General features: G+C 66.7%; 12 protein-coding genes. 8 read left to right on the top strand and 4 right to left on the bottom strand.

The window, feature by feature from the left end:
* The first annotated feature begins 65 nt into the window (after positions 1-65).
* The 6 genes from LDO54_RS20730 (at position 66) to LDO54_RS20705 (ending at position 8,129) form a co-directional block, all read left to right on the top strand.
* Positions 66-1,703 (top strand): efflux transporter outer membrane subunit, encoded by a 1,638-nt coding sequence (locus LDO54_RS20730; RefSeq protein ID WP_224012547.1) that lies wholly within the window; start codon positions 66-68, stop codon positions 1,701-1,703.
* Between the two features lie 11 nt (positions 1,704-1,714).
* Positions 1,715-3,997: an FUSC family protein gene (locus tag LDO54_RS20725; RefSeq protein WP_224012546.1), complete on the top strand. Its 2,283-nt coding sequence runs from the start codon at positions 1,715-1,717 to the stop codon at positions 3,995-3,997.
* A complete protein-coding gene (locus LDO54_RS20720) occupies positions 3,984-4,187 on the top strand; it encodes a DUF1656 domain-containing protein (RefSeq protein ID WP_173816805.1) in 204 nt (67 codons plus the stop codon). Before LDO54_RS20725 ends, LDO54_RS20720 begins: the two co-directional genes overlap by 14 nt.
* A gap of 17 nt (positions 4,188-4,204) precedes the next feature.
* Positions 4,205-5,068 carry an efflux RND transporter periplasmic adaptor subunit gene (locus tag LDO54_RS20715; RefSeq protein ID WP_205995299.1) on the top strand — a complete coding sequence of 288 codons (864 nt, stop codon included), beginning with the start codon at positions 4,205-4,207 and terminating at the stop codon, positions 5,066-5,068.
* A 297-nt stretch (positions 5,069-5,365) separates the two neighbouring features.
* Positions 5,366-5,992 carry a HyaD/HybD family hydrogenase maturation endopeptidase gene (locus LDO54_RS20710; RefSeq protein WP_224012545.1) on the top strand — a complete coding sequence of 209 codons (627 nt, stop codon included), beginning with the start codon at positions 5,366-5,368 and terminating at the stop codon, positions 5,990-5,992.
* 232 nt (positions 5,993-6,224) lie between these two features.
* Positions 6,225-8,129, top strand: coding sequence for a propionate--CoA ligase (locus tag LDO54_RS20705; protein WP_224012544.1), 1,905 nt, complete (start codon positions 6,225-6,227; stop codon positions 8,127-8,129).
* Positions 8,130-8,144: 15 nt separating this feature from the next.
* On the opposite strand, the gene LDO54_RS20700 is transcribed toward LDO54_RS20705, so the two are convergent.
* Positions 8,145-8,942 carry a 5'-methylthioadenosine/adenosylhomocysteine nucleosidase gene (locus LDO54_RS20700; RefSeq protein WP_224012543.1) on the bottom strand — a complete coding sequence of 266 codons (798 nt, stop codon included), beginning with the start codon at positions 8,940-8,942 and terminating at the stop codon, positions 8,145-8,147.
* A 63-nt stretch (positions 8,943-9,005) separates the two neighbouring features.
* Positions 9,006-11,399 carry a UvrD-helicase domain-containing protein gene (locus tag LDO54_RS20695; RefSeq protein WP_224012542.1) on the bottom strand — a complete coding sequence of 798 codons (2,394 nt, stop codon included), beginning with the start codon at positions 11,397-11,399 and terminating at the stop codon, positions 9,006-9,008.
* Positions 11,400-11,757: 358 nt separating this feature from the next.
* Here LDO54_RS20695 and LDO54_RS20690 point away from each other — a divergent pair, with 358 nt between their 5' ends.
* Positions 11,758-14,625, top strand: coding sequence for a valine--tRNA ligase (locus LDO54_RS20690; RefSeq protein WP_224012541.1), 2,868 nt, complete (start codon positions 11,758-11,760; stop codon positions 14,623-14,625).
* Positions 14,626-14,690: 65 nt separating this feature from the next.
* Positions 14,691-15,572: a UTP--glucose-1-phosphate uridylyltransferase GalU gene (gene galU / locus LDO54_RS20685; RefSeq protein WP_065065871.1), complete on the top strand. Its 882-nt coding sequence runs from the start codon at positions 14,691-14,693 to the stop codon at positions 15,570-15,572.
* Between the two features lie 91 nt (positions 15,573-15,663).
* Here galU and LDO54_RS20680 read toward each other — a convergent pair whose 3' ends face one another.
* Together LDO54_RS20680 and LDO54_RS20675 are read right to left on the bottom strand one after the other, a co-directional pair.
* Entirely contained in the window at positions 15,664-15,891 is a 228-nt protein-coding gene (locus LDO54_RS20680) for a sulfurtransferase TusA family protein (RefSeq protein WP_027815106.1), read from the bottom strand.
* A 164-nt stretch (positions 15,892-16,055) separates the two neighbouring features.
* Positions 16,056-17,120 carry a Gfo/Idh/MocA family oxidoreductase gene (locus LDO54_RS20675; RefSeq protein ID WP_224012540.1) on the bottom strand — a complete coding sequence of 355 codons (1,065 nt, stop codon included), beginning with the start codon at positions 17,118-17,120 and terminating at the stop codon, positions 16,056-16,058.
* Between the last annotated feature and the right edge of the window lie 82 nt (positions 17,121-17,202).

Genomic DNA, 17,202 nt, shown 5'->3' with positions numbered 1-17,202 from the left:
ATTCGCCAATCGAGCAAAAAATATAATGACGCACAGTGATCTATAGCCAAGTTAAGGAGTAAAACGTGCAGTCACCGGTACCGAAAGGACTCGCCGCACTCACGGTTCTTACGTTCTCGTTGATAATCGCGGGCTGCGCCAGTACCGGGGGAATCGCACCGCAAGCGAAGCACGTGGAAGCGGCCGATCTGGACGCCGGCGCAGCGATCCGCGCCGCCAACACGGACGCCCAATGGCCCGCCAGCGACTGGTGGCGCGCCTATAACGACCCGCAGCTCAACGCCTGGATCGAAACCTCGATCGCCGGCAATCCGACGCTCTCGGCCGCGCAGGCGCGCGTTCGCGAAGCACGCGCGATGGCGGGCGTCGCCCAGGCCGGGCTGCTGCCGCAAATCAACGGCAGTATGTCCGTGCAGCGCCAGCACTGGTCGGACAATATCTATTACGGTCCGGGCTCGCTCGCGAACTCGAACACGTGGAACAACACGGCCTCGCTCGGCCTGTCCTATCACCTCGATCTCTGGGGTCAGGACAAGAACAACGCCGAGCGCGCGCTCGACATGGCGCACGCCACGGCCGCCGACGCGCGCGCCGCGCAGCTCGAACTCGAAGCGAACGTCACGCGCGCCTACATCGAAATGTCGATGAACTACGCGCTGCTCGACATCGCCAAGCAGACGCTCGGCGAACAGCAGAAGATTCTCGCGCTCGCGCAGCGCCGCCTGAAGGGCGGCATCGGCACCCAGCTCGAAGTGAGCCAGGCCGAAACGCCGCTGCCCGAGTACGAGCGCCAGATCGACGCGCTCGAAGAGTCGATCGCGCTCGGCAAGAACCAGCTCGCCGCGCTCGCGGGCAAGGGTCCGGGCGCGGGCGAATCGATCACGCGTCCGGCGCTCGCGCTGTCCGCGCCGGCCGGTCTGCCCTCGGCGCTGCCGGCTGAGCTGATCGGCCATCGCCCGGATGTCGTGGCGGCGCGCTGGACCGTGGCGGCCCAGGCGCGCGGCATCGACGTGGCCAAGGCCGACTTCTATCCGAACGTGAACCTGCTCGTGTCGATGGGCGGTTATGCCGCCGCCGGCCCGCTGTTCCAGTTCCTCAAGTCGATGAGCGGCAGCTACGCGGCCGGTCCCGCGTTCTCGCTGCCGATCTTCGACGGCGGACGTCTGCGCTCGCAGCTCGGCGCGCAGTCGGCGGAATACGACTTCGCGGTCGATCAGTACAACCAGACGATCGTCACCGCGCTCAAGGAAATCGCCGACCAGGTCGTGCGCATGCGCTCGCTGGCGACGCAGGAAGAAGACGCGCATCGCTCGGTCGCGGCCGCGCAGCGCAACTACAACCTCTCGCAGGAAGGCTATCGCCGTGGTCTGACCGACTATGTGAACGTGCTGATCGCGCAAGCGCAGCTGCTGCGCGCGCAGGAAGGCGTCGCGCGTATTCAGGCCGAGCGCCTGGGCGCGCACGCGACCCTCGTGGTCGCGCTGGGCGGCGGCGTGGTCGACGCGTCGAACGATCCGTCCGCGAAAGGCCCGACGCAGGCCGAGCAGTTGCCCGCGCACGGCAAGAAGACGCGTTCGGTGCCGCTGATGCCCGCCGCGCTGCTCGCGCCGAAGTCCAGCGGCGAGACCGCCGACAGCGCGGACAGCGCCGATAGCGGCGCGGGCGCGGCCACGTCGGCAACGTCGGCCAGCCCGGCGAACTGAGGCGCACGCCCATGCAAGCCTCCTCTCCCACTTCCGCGCGGGACGGCCAGAGCGTCGTGAAGGCGTTCGCCGACTGGGCGCGCACCGACGGCCTCGTCTGGCTCTATCTGTTCAAGGCGATCGCCGCGGCGCTGCTCGCGCTCGGCATCGCGATGAAGCTCGACCTGCCCTCGCCGCGCACGGCCATGACGACGGTGTTCATCGTCATGCAGCCGCAAAGCGGCGCGGTGTTCGCCAAGAGCTTCTACCGGATCTGCGGCACGCTCGTCGGGCTCGTCGTGATGCTCGCGCTGATCGGCCTATTCGCGCAGCAGCCCGAACTCTTCATCGCCAGCACGGCGCTGTGGGTCGGCATCTGCACGGCGGGCGCGGCGCGCAACCGCAACTTCCGCTCGTACGGCTTCGTGCTCGCGGGCTACACGGCCGCGCTGATCGGCATTCCGGCCTCGCAGCATCCCGACGGCGCCTTCATGTCGGCGATGACGCGCGTGGCCGAAATCTCGCTCGGCATTCTCGCCTCGGGTTTCGTGAGCGCCGTGGTGTTCCCGCGCTACACCGGCGAGCTGCTGCGCTCGACGGTGCGCCGCCGCTTCTCGTCGTTCGTCGATTACGTGTCGGCGTCGCTGGGCGGCCGCGTCGACCGTTCGCAGATCGAAGCGACCAACGCGCGCTTCGTGGCCGATATCGTCGGCTTCGAGGCAAGCCGCAGCAGCGCCGTGTTCGAATCGCCCGACTCGCGCATGCGCGCCGGTCGTCTCGCGCGCATGAACACCGAGTTCATGACGGCCTCGACGCGCTTTCACGCGCTGCATCAGCTGATGAACCGTCTGCGCGCCGAAGGCAAGCTGGCGACCGTCGAAGCGCTCGAACCGTATTTCCGCGAGATCGCGCCGCTGTTCGACAAGGCGGGCGAGCCCGTGCTGAAGGCTGCCGACGCCGTGCACGTCGCCGCGCAGCTCGAAGCGTATCGCGCGACGCTGCCCAAGCGCGTGCGCGACACGCGCGCGCAACTCGCAGCCGCGCAAGCCGCAGCCCAAGCCGCGACGCAAGCCGCGACGCAAGCAGCAGGCGATGCCCACGCGCCCGCCGACCTGCTCGACTTCGACACGGCCACCGAACTGTTCTACCGCTTCGTGCACGAGATGAACGAGTACACGGCGACCTACGCCTCGCTCGCCGTCGACACCCACGCGCGCGAAAAGTGGATCGCGCGCTACGTGCCCAAAACCAACCTCGTCGCGGCGGGCGTGCACGGCCTGCGCGCCGCGATCGTGATGGGCCTGCTGGGCGCCTTCTGGATCGCCACCGCCTGGCCGAGCGGCACGAACCTCGTGCTCAACGCCGCCGCCACCTGCGCGCTCGCCTCGGCCTCGCCGCAGCCCGCGCGCATGGCGAGCCAGATGGCGGGCGGCACGATGCTCGCGTCGATCGTCGGCATGATCCTGACCTTCGGCGTGTTTCCGCACATCGACGGCTTCCCGATGCTGTGCGTGGCGCTCGCGCCCGCGCTCGCGTTCGGCGTGTTCCTGACGACGCGCCCGGCCTACGCGGGCTACGGCATGGGCTACTGCATCTTCCTGTGCTTCCTCGCGGGCCCGGATAACGTGGTGCAGTACAACCCGACCGGCTATATCAACGACGCGCTCGCGCTGTGTCTCTCGATGGTCGTTTCGGCCGCCGCGTTCGCGGTGCTGCTGCCGCCTTCGACGCCGTGGCTGCGCAACCGTCTGCTCGCGAATCTGCGCGGCCAGGTGGTGCATGCGTGCCGCGCGCGGCTGACCGGTCTTTCGGGTCTGCGCAACCGCTTCGAAAGCGGCACGCGCGACCTGATGTTCCAGCTCAACGCACTCGCGGGCAGCGATCAGGCGTTCCGCCAGGACACGCTGCGCTGGATGTTCGCGACGCTCGAAACCGGCAATGCCGCGATCGATCTGCGCGAGGAACTGGCCGCGCTGCCCGCGCATCCGCGCTTCGCGAAGGACACGGCCTGGCGCGGTCACGTCGATGCGACGCTCAAGAACCTGAGCGCGCTGTTCGATCAACCGAACGCGAAGCGTTACGCCGCCGCGCTCGCCGCGAACGAAGGCGCGATCGGCGCCTGCCGCGAACTGCTCGAACGCGTGCTGAACGACGAAGCGCCGCGCGAGGAACGCCATCCGGTGCAGCGCATCCTCAGCCATCTGCATTTCATCCGCACCGCGCTGATCGATCCGCAGTCGCCGCTCGCGCCGTTCAGCCAGCAAGGCGCGGCCCCCTCTTCCGGCAATGCGCAAGGAGCCCATCATGCCTCGTGACGTTGCGTTTCTCGACGCCTACATTCCGGCGATCGTCCTGCTCTTTATCCTGGGCGCGGCGATCACCTGGGTGCTCGATTCCGTACTGGCCCGCACCGGCCTGTACCGTCTCGTTTGGCACCCGTCCCTGTTTCGCGTGAGTCTGCTCGTGGTCGTGTGCTGCGTGCTTGGACTCGCCGTCTATCGTTGAACCGGCTACGTAGAATCATGACTATCAGAAATATCATTGGCTTTATCGCGACGGCGATCATCTTCGTCATCGCCATCCTCGTGGGCCGCGCGCTGTGGGTCCATTACATGGACGAACCCTGGACGCGCGACGGCCGCGTGCGCGCCGAAGTGGTGAACATCGCGCCCGACGTCTCCGGCGCCGTGGTCGAGCTGCCCGTCAAGGACAACCAGTTCGTGCACAAGGGCGACCTGCTGATGCAGATCGACCCGTCGCACTATCAGATCGCCGTCGAGCAGGCCGAGGCCGCCGTGGCCGCGCGCAAGGCCGAGCTGACCATGAAGCTCGACGACGCGCGCCGCCGCGCCGACATGGACAGCCTCGTGGTCTCGCAGGAAAACCGCGAAAACGCCTCACACACCGCGAATTCGGCGCAGGCGCAGTATCAGCAGGCGATCGCCGCGCTCGACGCCGCCAAGCTCAACCTCGAACGCACGCGTGTGATCTCGCCGGTCGACGGCTACATCACCAATCTGCAGGTGTTCAAGGGCGACTACGCGATCGCGGGCCAGGCGAAGCTCGCCGTGGTGGACAGCCACTCGTTCTGGGTCTACGGCTACTTCGAGGAAACCAAGCTGCCGCACGTGAAGGTGGGCAACAAGGCCGACATCAAGCTGATGAGCGGCGGCACGCTCGAAGGCCACGTGGAAAGCATCTCGCGCGGCATTTACGACCGCGACAATCCGCAAAGCCGCGAACTGCTCGCCGACGTGAACCCGACCTTCAACTGGGTGCGCCTCGCGCAGCGCGTGCCGGTGCGCATCCATATCGACAAGGTGCCGGACGACATGGTCCTCGCCGCGGGCACGACCTGCACGGTGGTGGTGAAGCCGGGCACCTGATCGCGCGATGCGCGCGCAAGCGTCGCGCGGCCAGCCGGTCCGCCGACGCCTGTGAGCACGGGAAACCGCAAGAGCGCCTCCGGGCGCTCTTTTTCGTTGCGCGCACCGATGCGCGCACCTGAAGATCGCATGACAGTTCTTGCCAGATTCCAGGCATTGCCCGACGGCTGACCGTCCAGCCTTGAAAAACTTGTCTCAGAAACAGGCCGAATCCCCGCGCCATTGACGGTCGTCAAACCCGAAACCGGCAGCACCTAGGACTATTCTTATTTTTACGTCCTGGATCGGATTGTCAGCGTGGGTTTTCTTGCCGAGCACCTTCCTTTTATCTTTGCACCCGGCCATGCGGCGCTGTCGGAAACGACGGCGCGCGCGCATACGGCGGGGCGCATCGTCGTGCTCGGAATCGGCAATGTGCAATGGGGCGACGCGGGCTTCGGCGTGCGCGCGCTCGAACGGCTCACGTCGGCGTGGCAGTGCGCGCCGCATGTCGAGTGCGTCGACGGCGGCACACAAGGACGCGCGCTGCTGCCGCTCGTGGAATCGGCGCAGCGCATGATCGTGTTCAACGCCGCCGATTTCGGCGCGTCGCCCGGCACGCTGTGCGTGCGCGCCGGCGACGCCGCCACGGCGCATCTGCGCACCCGCGCCGTCAATCTGCACCAGATGGATTTCGCCGATGCGCTCGCCTGCGCGCAGCTCAAGGGCCGCTATCCGCGCGAGCTGGTGCTGATCGGCGTGCAGCCGATCGCCCATTCGGACTATGGCGCGGACCTGCGCCCTGCCGTGCGCGCCCAGCTCGATCCGGCCGTCGCGGCGGCATGCCGCTGGCTGCGGCGCTGGCATGCGCGTCCGCAGGCGCTGTCGCTGCCGCACGGCGAAGCGCTGACCGCGCAGGCCGGTTGCGCCGACGAGCCCGCCTGATCCGTCCGGGCGGCGCAGACGCAGGCATCGCGGCACACAAGACATGCGGCAGAACGCGCGGCAGAACACGAGGCAAAACACAAGGCAAGCACGCGGCAAAACACACGACCCGCCGCGCGCCCACGGGTGAACCCGCGTTGCCCGCGCGCATTGCGCTGCACTATGCTCGATTCTCCAGAGCCGGATCCGGCCGCCAGCCGTCCGCGCCACCTCGCACGGGAGGAAGCCCCTCATGCACCGTTACCGCGATTTTCACCGCGAGTCGATCGAACAGCCCGACGCGTTCTGGCGCCGCGAAGCCGCGCGCATCCATTGGGAAACGCCGTTCGACGCCGTGCTCGACCGCTCGAATCCGCCCTTCGCGCGCTGGTTCGCGGGCGGCCGCACGAACCTCTGCTTCAACGCCGTCGACCGCCATCTCGCCTCGCGCGCGCAGCAGAACGCGCTCGTCTACGTGTCGACGGAAACCGGCATCGAGCGCCGCTACACCTACGCCGACCTGCACGCCGAAGTGAACCGCATGGCCGCCGTGATGCGCTCGCTCGGCGTGAAGCGCGGCGACCGCGTGCTGATCTATCTGCCGATGATTCCCGAAGCCGTGTTCGCGATGCTCGCCTGTGCGCGGCTGGGCGCGATCCATTCGGTGGTGTTCGGCGGTTTCGCCGCGCCGAGTCTCGCCGCGCGCATCGACGACGCGAAACCCGTGCTGCTCGTGAGCGCCGACGCCGGCGCGCGCGGCGGCAAGGTGATCGACTACACGCCGCTCGTCGACGAAGCGATGTCGCGCGCCGAACACGCGCCGCCGCATGTGCTGCTGATCGACCGCCAGCTCGCGCCCGAACGCCTCGACGCGCCCTATCTCGTGCACTACGAACCGTTGCGCGAGCAATATCACGACGCGCAGATTCCCTGCGAGTGGCTCGAATCGAACGAGCCCTCGTACATCCTCTACACCTCCGGCACCACGGGCAAACCCAAGGGCGTGCAGCGCGACGTGGGCGGCTACGCGGTCGCGCTCGCCGCGTCGATGGAATACATCTTCGAGGGCCGCGCGGGCGACACGATGTTCACGGCCTCGGACATCGGCTGGGTCGTGGGCCATAGCTACATCATCTACGCGCCGCTGCTCGCGGGTATGACCACGGTGATGTACGAAGGCACGCCGATCCGCCCCGACGGCGGCATCTGGTGGCGTCTCGTCGAGCAGCACAAGATCAACCTGATGTTCACCGCGCCCACGGCGATCCGCGTGCTCAAGAAGCAGGACCCGGCGCTGCTGCACGCCGCCGATCTGTCGAGCCTGCGCACGCTCTTTCTCGCGGGCGAACCGCTCGACGAGCCGACCGCCGAATGGATTTCGGACGCGCTCGGCAAACCCGTCGTCGACAATTACTGGCAGACCGAAACCGGCTGGCCGATGCTGGCGATCCAGGGCGGCGTGGAAGCGCTGCCGCAGAAACTCGGTTCGCCGGGCGTGCCCTGCTACGGCTACGACCTCGTGCTGCGCGACGAGCACACTGGCGAGCCCTGCGCGAGCGGCGAAAAAGGCGTGATCACGCTCGGCTACCCGCTGCCGCCCGGCTGCATGCAGACGGTCTGGGGCGACGACGCGCGCTTCGTGAAAACCTACTGGGAGAGCGTGCCCGGCCAGCAGGTCTATTCGACCTTCGACTGGGGCGTGCAGGATGAAAACGGCTACGTGACGATCCTCGGACGCACCGACGACGTCATCAACGTCGCGGGCCATCGGCTCGGCACGCGCGAGATCGAAGAGGCGATCTCGTCGCACGCGGCGGTCGCGGAAGTGGCCGTGGTCGGCGTGAACGATACGGTGAAGGGTCAGGCCGCGCTCGCCTTCGTGGTGCTGCGCGACGCGGCGGCGGCGGCCGATCCGAAGGCGGCGGACAAGCTCGCCGCAGCGATCGCGACGACCGTGGACCGCCAGCTCGGCGCGATCGGACGGCCCGCGCGCGTGCATTTCGTTTCGATGCTGCCGAAGACGCGCTCGGGCAAGCTGCTGCGCCGCGCGATCGCGGCGCTCGCCGAAGGGCGCGATCCGGGCGATCTGCCGACTATCGAGGATGCGTCGGCGTTGCAACAGATTCGCGAGGCGGTGGGCGAAAGCGGCGAGCGCTGAGCCCGCCGCCGCGAATCAGCGCGCGACGGGCGTGTACGCCGCGAGAAAACGCTTGAGAATCCCGGTCGAATACGTCCCGGCGATATCGGTGAGGAACGACGAGAACGAGGTGCTCGCGTGCTCGTCGGCGGTATCGGAGATCGTGCGCACGATCGCGCACGGCACGTCGTATTCGTGGCAGACCTGGGCGATCGCCGCACCTTCCATTTCCACCGCCAGCGCGTCGGGCAGCAGCGCACGCAGCGCGCCCACGGCGGCGGCGCTCGCCACGAACTGATCGCCGCTGATCACGAGGCCGCGATGCAGGCCCGGACGCGCGTTCGCGAGGCGCGGCAGCGCGGCGCCGAATTGCGCCGAGAGCGCGTCGCCCTCTTCCGCGATGAAGCGCTCGCACGCGGCGGCCAGCGCATCGGCGAGCGCGCGGTCGGCGTCGAAGCGCGAGCGCGCGAGCAGCGGAATCTCGTGACGCGGAAACAGCGGCTCGGCGTTCATGTCGTGCTGAAGCAGCGTTTCGCCGACCACCACGTCGCCCACGTGCACATTTTCACCCACGCCGCCCGCCACGCCCGTAAATACGATGGCATCGACGTCGAACGCATGGATCAGCGCGCTCGTCGTGGCCGCGGCCGCCACCTTGCCGACGCGCGCGAGCGTGACGACGCACGGCGCGCCGTGCACGGTGCCGAGGTGGTAATCGCGCTTGCCGAAGGTGCGCGTGACGACGCCCGATTCGGCCTGCATGGCGGCGATCAGGTCGCCGAGTTCCTGGGGCAGCGCGGCGAGCACGCCGAGCGGACGGATGGGAGTGTTCATCGTCGGGAGTGTCCGAAAAAACGTGATGGGCGTGCGCCCTGGCACGCCCTTTTTGCTTGAGCTTTAGTCCACAGCCTGGAGCTTGGCCACCGCCAGCGCGAGCCACTTCTCGCCGTGGCGCTTGAAGCGGACCTGCGCCTTGGCGTCGGTGCCGCTGCCTTCGAGCGCGATGATCGCGCCCTCGCCGAACTTGGTGTGGAACACGGCCTGGCCGACGCGGAAGCCCGCATCGGCGGCGCGCTGTTCGTTCGCGTAGGACGGCAGCGGCGTCTTGTCGGCCACGTAGGCGTCGCGATCGCGCGAGCCGCCGCCGTTGCCACTATTACCGCCGCCGTTTCCGCCATTGCCGCCGCGCGAGAACCAGTCGCGGCCCCAGCCCGCGTTATCCGAGCGGCCGCCCCAGCGCGCGCCCGCCTCGACCTTCGGCGTGAGCCACTTGAGCGATTCTTGCGGCAGCTCGTCGAAGAAGCGCGAACGCACGTTGTAACGCGTCTGGCCGTGCAGCAGGCGGCTCTGCGCGAACGAGATATAGAGCCGCTCCTTCGCGCGCGTGATCGCCACGTACATCAGGCGGCGTTCTTCCTCCAGCCCGTCGGCTTCCATCGCGCTGTTCTCGTGCGGGAACAGGCCCTCTTCGAGACCGGTGATGAACACCGCCGTGAATTCCAGGCCCTTCGCCGCGTGCACCGTCATCAGCTGGACGGCGTCCTGGCCCGCCTGCGCCTGGTTGTCGCCCGCTTCGAGCGACGCGTGCGAGAGGAAGCCCGCGAGCGGCGTCATGACGTCGGGATTCTGCGCGGGATCGGTGATCGTGGCCGCGTCGAGCACTTCGATTTCGCCGTCCTGCGAAACGATTTCCGGCACGTTGCTCGCGCCCGGACGCAGCGGGATCGAGCGCGCGGGCGTGTCGAGGCCATAACCCGCCTCGCTCACGAACGCCGTGGCCGCATTCACGAGTTCCTGCAAGTTCTCCAGGCGATCCTGACCTTCGCGCTCGGTCTGATAGAACTCGGCGAGACCGCTCATGCGCACCGTGTATTCGACGGTTTCCGGCAGGCTCATCTGCGCGGTTTCGGCGCGCATCTTCGCGACCAGATTGGCGAACGAACCGAGGCTCGTGCCCGCCTTGCCCGTGACGTAGGGAATCGCCGCGGCCATCGAGCAGTTGTAAAGACGCGCCGCGTCAGCCAGCTGCTCGATCGAGCGCGCGCCGATGCCGCGCGTCGGGAAGTTCACGACGCGCGCGAACGCGGTGTCGTCGTTCGGATTGTCGATCAGGCGCAGATACGCGAGCGCGTGCTTCACTTCCTGACGCTCGAAGAATCGCAGGCCGCCATACACCTTGTACGGCACGCCCGCGTTCACGAGCGTGTGCTCGATCGTGCGCGACTGCGCGTTGCTGCGATAGAGAATCGCGATCTCGTGACGCGCGAGCCCCTGATTGATCAGCGCGCGGATTTCCTCGACGATCCAGCCCGCTTCCTGCGAATCGGTGGCCGCCTCGTAGACGCGCACCGGCTCGCCGTGCCCCGCATCGGTGCGCAGGTTCTTGCCCAGACGCCGCGAGTTATGCGAGATCAGATGGTTCGCCGCATCGAGAATATGGCCGTGCGAACGGTAGTTCTGCTCCAGCTTGATCATGTGCTTCACGCGGAACTCGTTCTCGAAGTCGCGCATGTTGCCGACGTTCGCGCCGCGGAATGCGTAGATCGACTGGTCGTCGTCGCCGACCGCGAAGATCGCGTTGCCCTGACCCGCGAGCAGCTTGAGCCACGCGTACTGGAGCTTGTTGGTGTCCTGGAACTCGTCGACGAGAATGTCGCGGAAACGGCTCTGGTAATGCGCGCGCAGCGGCGGGTTGTACGACAGCAGCTCGTAGCAGCGCAGCAGCAGCTCGGCGAAGTCGACCACGCCTTCGCGCTGGCACTGCTGGTCGTAGGCTTCGTAGAGTTCGACGAACTTGCGGTTGAAGTCGTCGGTGACGTCGACGTCCTTCGGGCGCAGGCCCTGCTCCTTCGCGTTGTTGATGAAGTACTGGAGATTCTTCGCCGGGTACTTTTCGTCGTCGACGTTCAGGCCCTTCATCAGGCGCTTGATGGCCGAAAGCTGGTCGGCCGTATCGAGAATCTGGAAGGTCTGCGGCAGGCCCGCGTCGCGATAATGCGCGCGCAGCATGCGATTGCAGAGACCGTGGAAGGTGCCGATCCACATGCCGCGCGTGTCGAGCGGCATCATGGCCTGCAGACGGCTCATCATTTCGCGCGCGGCCTTGTTCGTGAAGGTCACGGCGAGGATGGTCATCGGCGAGGCGAGACCTTGCTGGATCAGCCACGCGATGCGCGTGATGAGCACGCGCGTCTTGCCGCTGCCCGCCCCGGCCAGAATGAGCGCCGGTTCGTTAGGCAGCGTGACGGCGGCGTGTTGTTCGGGGTTCAGGTTCGCGAGCAGTTCGGGCATGGAATAGCGAGGAGTGAGGCGCGCGCGGGGCAACGCGACGGGAAAGCCGGCCGTCATTATAAATCCCACCCGCCTGCGGCGCCCTCCGCGGACCGGGGCGCAAATCAGTGCCGGAATCGGTCACCGCTTCGGTGGCCGATTCAGTGCACGCTGCGTTACCCGCTTCGGTGCCCGCGCCGGTGCCCCGTTTCATCGCCGAATCCGGGCCCGAAGCGCGCGCCTGTCACGGCGCGCAACGCCCGCGCCGCCCACCGCCCAGCCCATGCGCGCCACGCAAGCTCTCGATGCGTCGGGGCGGGTGCGGCACTTCCCCTTATAATTGACCGTTTCCGCATCTCTTTTTCGGCAGATTCCACCCATGAGCGACAGCACGCTAGCGAAAAGCTTCGAGCCCCAGACCATCGAGGCCCATTGGGGCCCCGAGTGGGAGCGTCGAGGCTACGCGGCCGCGACCTTCGAGCCCGGCCGCAAGAACTTCTCGATCCAGTTGCCGCCGCCCAACGTCACCGGCACGCTGCACATGGGGCACGCGTTCAACCAGACGATCATGGACGGCCTCACGCGCTTTCACCGCATGCTCGGCGAAAACACGCTGTGGGTCCCCGGCACCGACCACGCGGGCATCGCCACGCAGATCGTGGTCGAGCGCCAGCTCGACGCGCAGAAGGTCTCGCGCCACGACCTCGGCCGCGAGAAGTTCGTCGAACGCGTGTGGGAATGGAAGCAGCAGTCGGGCTCGACCATCACCGGCCAGGTGCGCCGCCTCGGCGCGTCGATCGACTGGTCGCGCGAATACTTCACGATGGACGACAAGATGTCGGCCGCCGTGCGCGACGTGTTCGTGCGCCTCTACGATCAGGGCCTGATCTATCGCGGCAAGCGCCTCGTGAACTGGGACCCGGTGCTGGGCACCGCCGTCTCCGACCTCGAAGTGGCGAGCGAAGAGGAAAACGGTCATCTGTGGCACATCCGCTATCCGCTCGCGGACGGCTCGGCCACGCTCACCGTCGCCACCACGCGCCCGGAAACCATGCTCGGCGACACCGCCGTGATGGTGCACCCTGAAGACGAACGCTATGCGCACCTGATCGGCAAGCTGGTCAAGCTGCCGCTGACCGGCCGCGAAATCCCCGTGATCGCCGACGACTACGTCGACCGCGAATTCGGCACGGGCGTCGTGAAGGTCACGCCCGCGCACGACTTCAACGACTATCAGGTCGGCCAGCGTCACGGCCTGCCGATGATCGAGATCCTCACGCTCGACGCGAAGATCAACGACAACGCGCCGGAAAAATATCGCGGCCTCGACCGTTTCGAGGCGCGCAAGCAGGTCGTGGCCGACCTCGAAGCGCTCGGCGCACTCGAATCGGTGCAGCCGCACAAGCTGATGGTGCCGCGCGGCGACCGCACGGGCGTCGTGCTCGAACCGCTGCTCACCGACCAGTGGTTCGTGGCGATGACCAAGCCGGCGCCGGAAGGCACGTTCAACCCGGGCAAGTCGATCACCGAAACCGCGCTCGACGTGGTGCGCAACGGCCAGATCAAGTTCGTGCCGGAAAACTGGACCACCACGTATAACCAGTGGCTCGAAAACATCCAGGACTGGTGCATCTCGCGTCAGCTCTGGTGGGGCCACCAGATCCCGGCGTGGTACGGCGAAAACGGCGAAATCTTCGTCGCGAAGACCGAAGAGGAAGCCCGCGCGCAGGCCGACGCCAAGGGTTACACGGGCGCGCTCAAGCGCGACGAAGACGTGCTCGACACGTGGTTCTCGTCGGCGCTGGTGCCGTTCTCGTCGCTCGGCTGGCCCGCTGAAACGCCCGAGCTGAAGGCCTTCCTGCCCTCCTCGGTGCTGGTCACGGGCTTCGACATCATCTTCTTCTGGGTGGCGCGCATGGTCATGATGACCACGCACTTCACCGGCCAGGTGCCGTTCGAGACGGTCTACGTGCACGGTCTCGTGCGCGACGCCGAAGGCCAGAAGATGTCGAAGAGCAAGGGCAACACGCTCGACCCGATCGACATCGTCGACGGCATCGACCTCGAAACGCTGGTCGCCAAGCGCACCACGGGTCTGATGAACCCGAAGCAGGCCGCCACCATCGAGAAGAAGACGCGCAAGGAATTCCCGGACGGCATCGCCGCCTACGGCACCGACGCGCTGCGCTTCACGATGGCGTCGATGGCCACGCTCGGCCGCAACGTCAACTTCGACCTGGCGCGCTGCGAGGGCTACCGCAACTTCTGCAACAAGCTCTGGAACGCCACGCGTTTCGTGCTGATGAACTGCGAAGGCCACGACTGCGGCTTCTCGAAGCCCGGCGACTGCCAACCGGGCGATTGCGGCCCGGGCGGCTACACGGACTTCTCGCAGGCCGACCGCTGGATCGTCTCGCAGCTCCAGCGCACGGAAGCCGAAGTCGCGAAGGGTTTCGCCGACTATCGCTTCGACAATGTGGCCAATGCCATTTACAAGTTCGTCTGGGATGAATACTGTGACTGGTATCTGGAACTGGCGAAGGTGCAGATCCAGACCGGTACGCCCGAGCAGCAGCGCGCCACGCGCCGCACGCTGCTGCGCGTGCTGGAAACCGTGCTGCGCCTCGCGCATCCGGTGATTCCGTTCATCACCGAAGCGCTGTGGCAAAAGGTTGCGCCGCTGACCGACGCGTACCCGCAAGGCGCGGCGGAAGGCGAAGCATCGATCATGATGCAGGGCTACCCGCTCGCGGACTCGAAGAAGGTCGACGAAGCCGCCGAGCAATGGGCCGCCGACCTGAAGACCGTGATCGACGCCTGCCGTAACCTGCGCGGCGAGATGAACCTCTCGCCCGCGGTCAAGGTGCCGCTGCTGGCCACGGGCAACGCCGAACGCCTCGCCACGTTTGCGCCTTACGCGCAGGCGCTCGCGAAGCTTTCGGAGGTCCAGATCATCGCCGACGAAGCTGCGCTGGACGCTGCTTCGGCGGGCGCGCCGGTTGCTATCGTAGGAACAGACAAGCTCGTGCTGAAGGTGGAAATCGACGTGGCCGCGGAACGCGAGCGGCTCTCGAAGGAAATCACCCGGCTGTCGAATGAAGTGACGAAGTGCAATGCGAAGCTCGGAAACGAAAGCTTTGTTGCGAAAGCTCCGCCTGCCGTGGTTGAACAGGAGCAGAAACGACTGGCAGAATTCCAGGCCACGCTCGGCAAGCTGACCGCGCAACTCGCGCGGCTGCCTGCCTGAATCGGCTAAGGTGACGGATGGCGGCGCGCGGGCGGCGTCATCCCACCACGACCAGGACTATAGACATGCTAAAAGTAACGAAAGCGGTATTCCCGGTGGCGGGCCTCGGCACGCGCTTCCTTCCGGCGACGAAAGCGAGCCCGAAGGAAATGCTGCCGGTCGTCGACAAGCCGCTGATCCAGTACGCGGTCGAGGAAGCCGTCGCGGCGGGCATCACCGAAATGATCTTCGTGACCGGGCGCAGCAAGCGCGCGATCGAGGACCATTTCGACAAGTCGTATGAGATCGAAGCCGAACTCGAAGCGCGCGGCAAGGAAAAGCTGCTCGAACTGGTTCGCAACATCAAGCCGAACAACGTCGACTGCTTCTACGTGCGTCAGCCGGAAGCGCTCGGTCTCGGTCACGCCGTGCTGTGCGCGGAAAAGCTCGTGGGCGACAACCCGTTCGCCGTGATTCTCGCCGACGACCTGCTGTACGGCACGCCGCCCGTCATGCAGCAGATGGTCGAAGTGTTCGACCACTACCATAGCTCGGTGCTGGGCGTGGAAGAGATCCCGCCCTCGGAAACGCGCTCGTACGGCATCGTCGACGGCAAGGAGTGGGAAGACTCGATCGTCAAGCTCTCGGGCATCGTCGAAAAGCCGGCGCCCGAAGTCGCGCCGTCGAACCTGGGCGTGGTGGGCCGTTACGTGCTCAAGCCGCGCATTTTCGACCACCTCCGCTCGATCAAGCCGGGCGCGGGCGGCGAACTGCAACTGACCGACGCGATCCAGTCGCTGCTCGCCGACGAGCAGGTTCTGGCGTACAAGTATCACGGCACGCGTTTCGACTGCGGCAGCAAGCTCGGTTACCTGAAGGCGACCGTGGAATTCGCGCTGCGTCACCCCGAAGTGGGCGACGACTTCGCCGAATACCTGCGCACGCGTAACCCGGTGCTCGAAGGCTAAACCGCTTTCTTGCCGCGCCGCCGGACAGAAAAAAGCCCGCAATCTCGCGATTGCGGGCTTTTTTTATGCGCCTGGGCGGCGCGTGGACGGCTTAGCGGCGGCGCATCAGGAACACGAACGTCTTGTCCTGCTGCGTGCTCTCCACGATCTCGTTGCCGGTCTGCTTCGCGAACGCGGCGAAATCGCGCTGCGAGCCGGGATCGGTGGCGAGCACCTTGAGAATCTGGCCGCTTTCCATGTCGGCGAGCGCCTTTTTGGCGCGCAGGATCGGCAGCGGGCAGTTCAGCCCGCGTGCATCCACTTCCTTGTGAACCTGAATCTGCATCGGGGTTGCATCCTTCGGTGACGCGCCGCCGAACCTGCTCGCGGCGCTGGCGCTTGTTCTCTGCTTGATGAAACGCGAACTGACTCGACGTCTCATCAGATAGCGGCGATTTTACCGCAGCAGCGCCCTGCTCCGCTCGCGCACGAACCCCGTGCGATTCAGAGCGTCACCGCCTGCCCCGTATGCAGCGATTCTCGCAGCGCACAACCGATGCGCGTCGCCTCCAGCGCGTCCTCCAGCGTCGCGCCTTCGCTCGCCCCCGCCGCCTCGGCCGTCGCGCCGTTGAGCCGCGCGCGCACCGACGCCACGAACGCCTGCGCCTCGATCAGGAACGCTTCCTCGAAGCGCTCGAAGAACGTGGGCGTACATTCGCTGCGCACGCCGAGCGCGTCGTAAATCTCGACACGGTTGCTGCGCGGCAGATGACCGATGGCCAACGCGCCTGCGGTGCCGATCACCTCGCTCGACGTATCGTTGCCGTGCGCCATCGTGCGCGAGGCGTAGAACATCGCCAGCTTGCCGCCTTCGAATTCGCAGATCGCGACGCCGTTGTCGACGTCGCCGAATTCGCGCAAACCGTCGTGCAGCGCGATCGCGCCCGCCGCATAGACGCGCGTGGCGCGCGGCTTGCCGAGCAGCCAGCGCGCGACGTCAATATCGTGCACCGTGCAGTCGAGAAAGATGCCGCCCGACGTGGGCGCGAAACGCACGAAGAAGCCGTCGGGATCGTTGAGATCGCAGTTCTGCGAGCGCACCAGAAACGGCTTGCCGATCTTGCCCGCGCGCACCTTGTCGAACGCGTCGTGATAGCTCGGATCGAACCGGCGCATGAAGCCGATCATGACCTGCTGGCCCGCATGGCGGCGCGCCTCTTCGACCACGCGCTCGCATTCGGCGACGTCGAGCGACAGCGGCTTTTCGCAGAACACATGCTTGCCCGCGCGCAACGCGTCGACGATCTGCTGCGCATGCAGCGACGACGGCGTGACGAGCCAGACCGCGTCGATTTCGCTATCGGCGAGCAACTGCGCGTAGTCGGTGTAAAGCCGTGCTTCGGGCAGCGTCTCGCGCGCCCACGCGAGATCGTCGTCGAGCGGACTGCATGCCGCCGTCAGCACCGCGCCCGGCACGCGGTAAGCGAGATTCTGCGCATGTCGCCGTCCGAGCCGCCCCAGTCCCACCACGCCCACGCGCAACGGCCGGGCACGATCGTTTGCCTGCATAGTCCGTCTCCTGAACAATAATTCGTAATCCTTGCTATTCGAAAGACGCCGCGATGCAATCGCGACGTCCATCACACTGCGT

It is taken from the genome of Paraburkholderia tropica, assembly GCF_914484835.1.
GTDB classification, from domain to species: Bacteria; Pseudomonadota; Gammaproteobacteria; order Burkholderiales; family Burkholderiaceae; genus Paraburkholderia; species Paraburkholderia tropica_A.
This window is presented reverse-complemented; position numbering and strand designations above follow the sequence as displayed.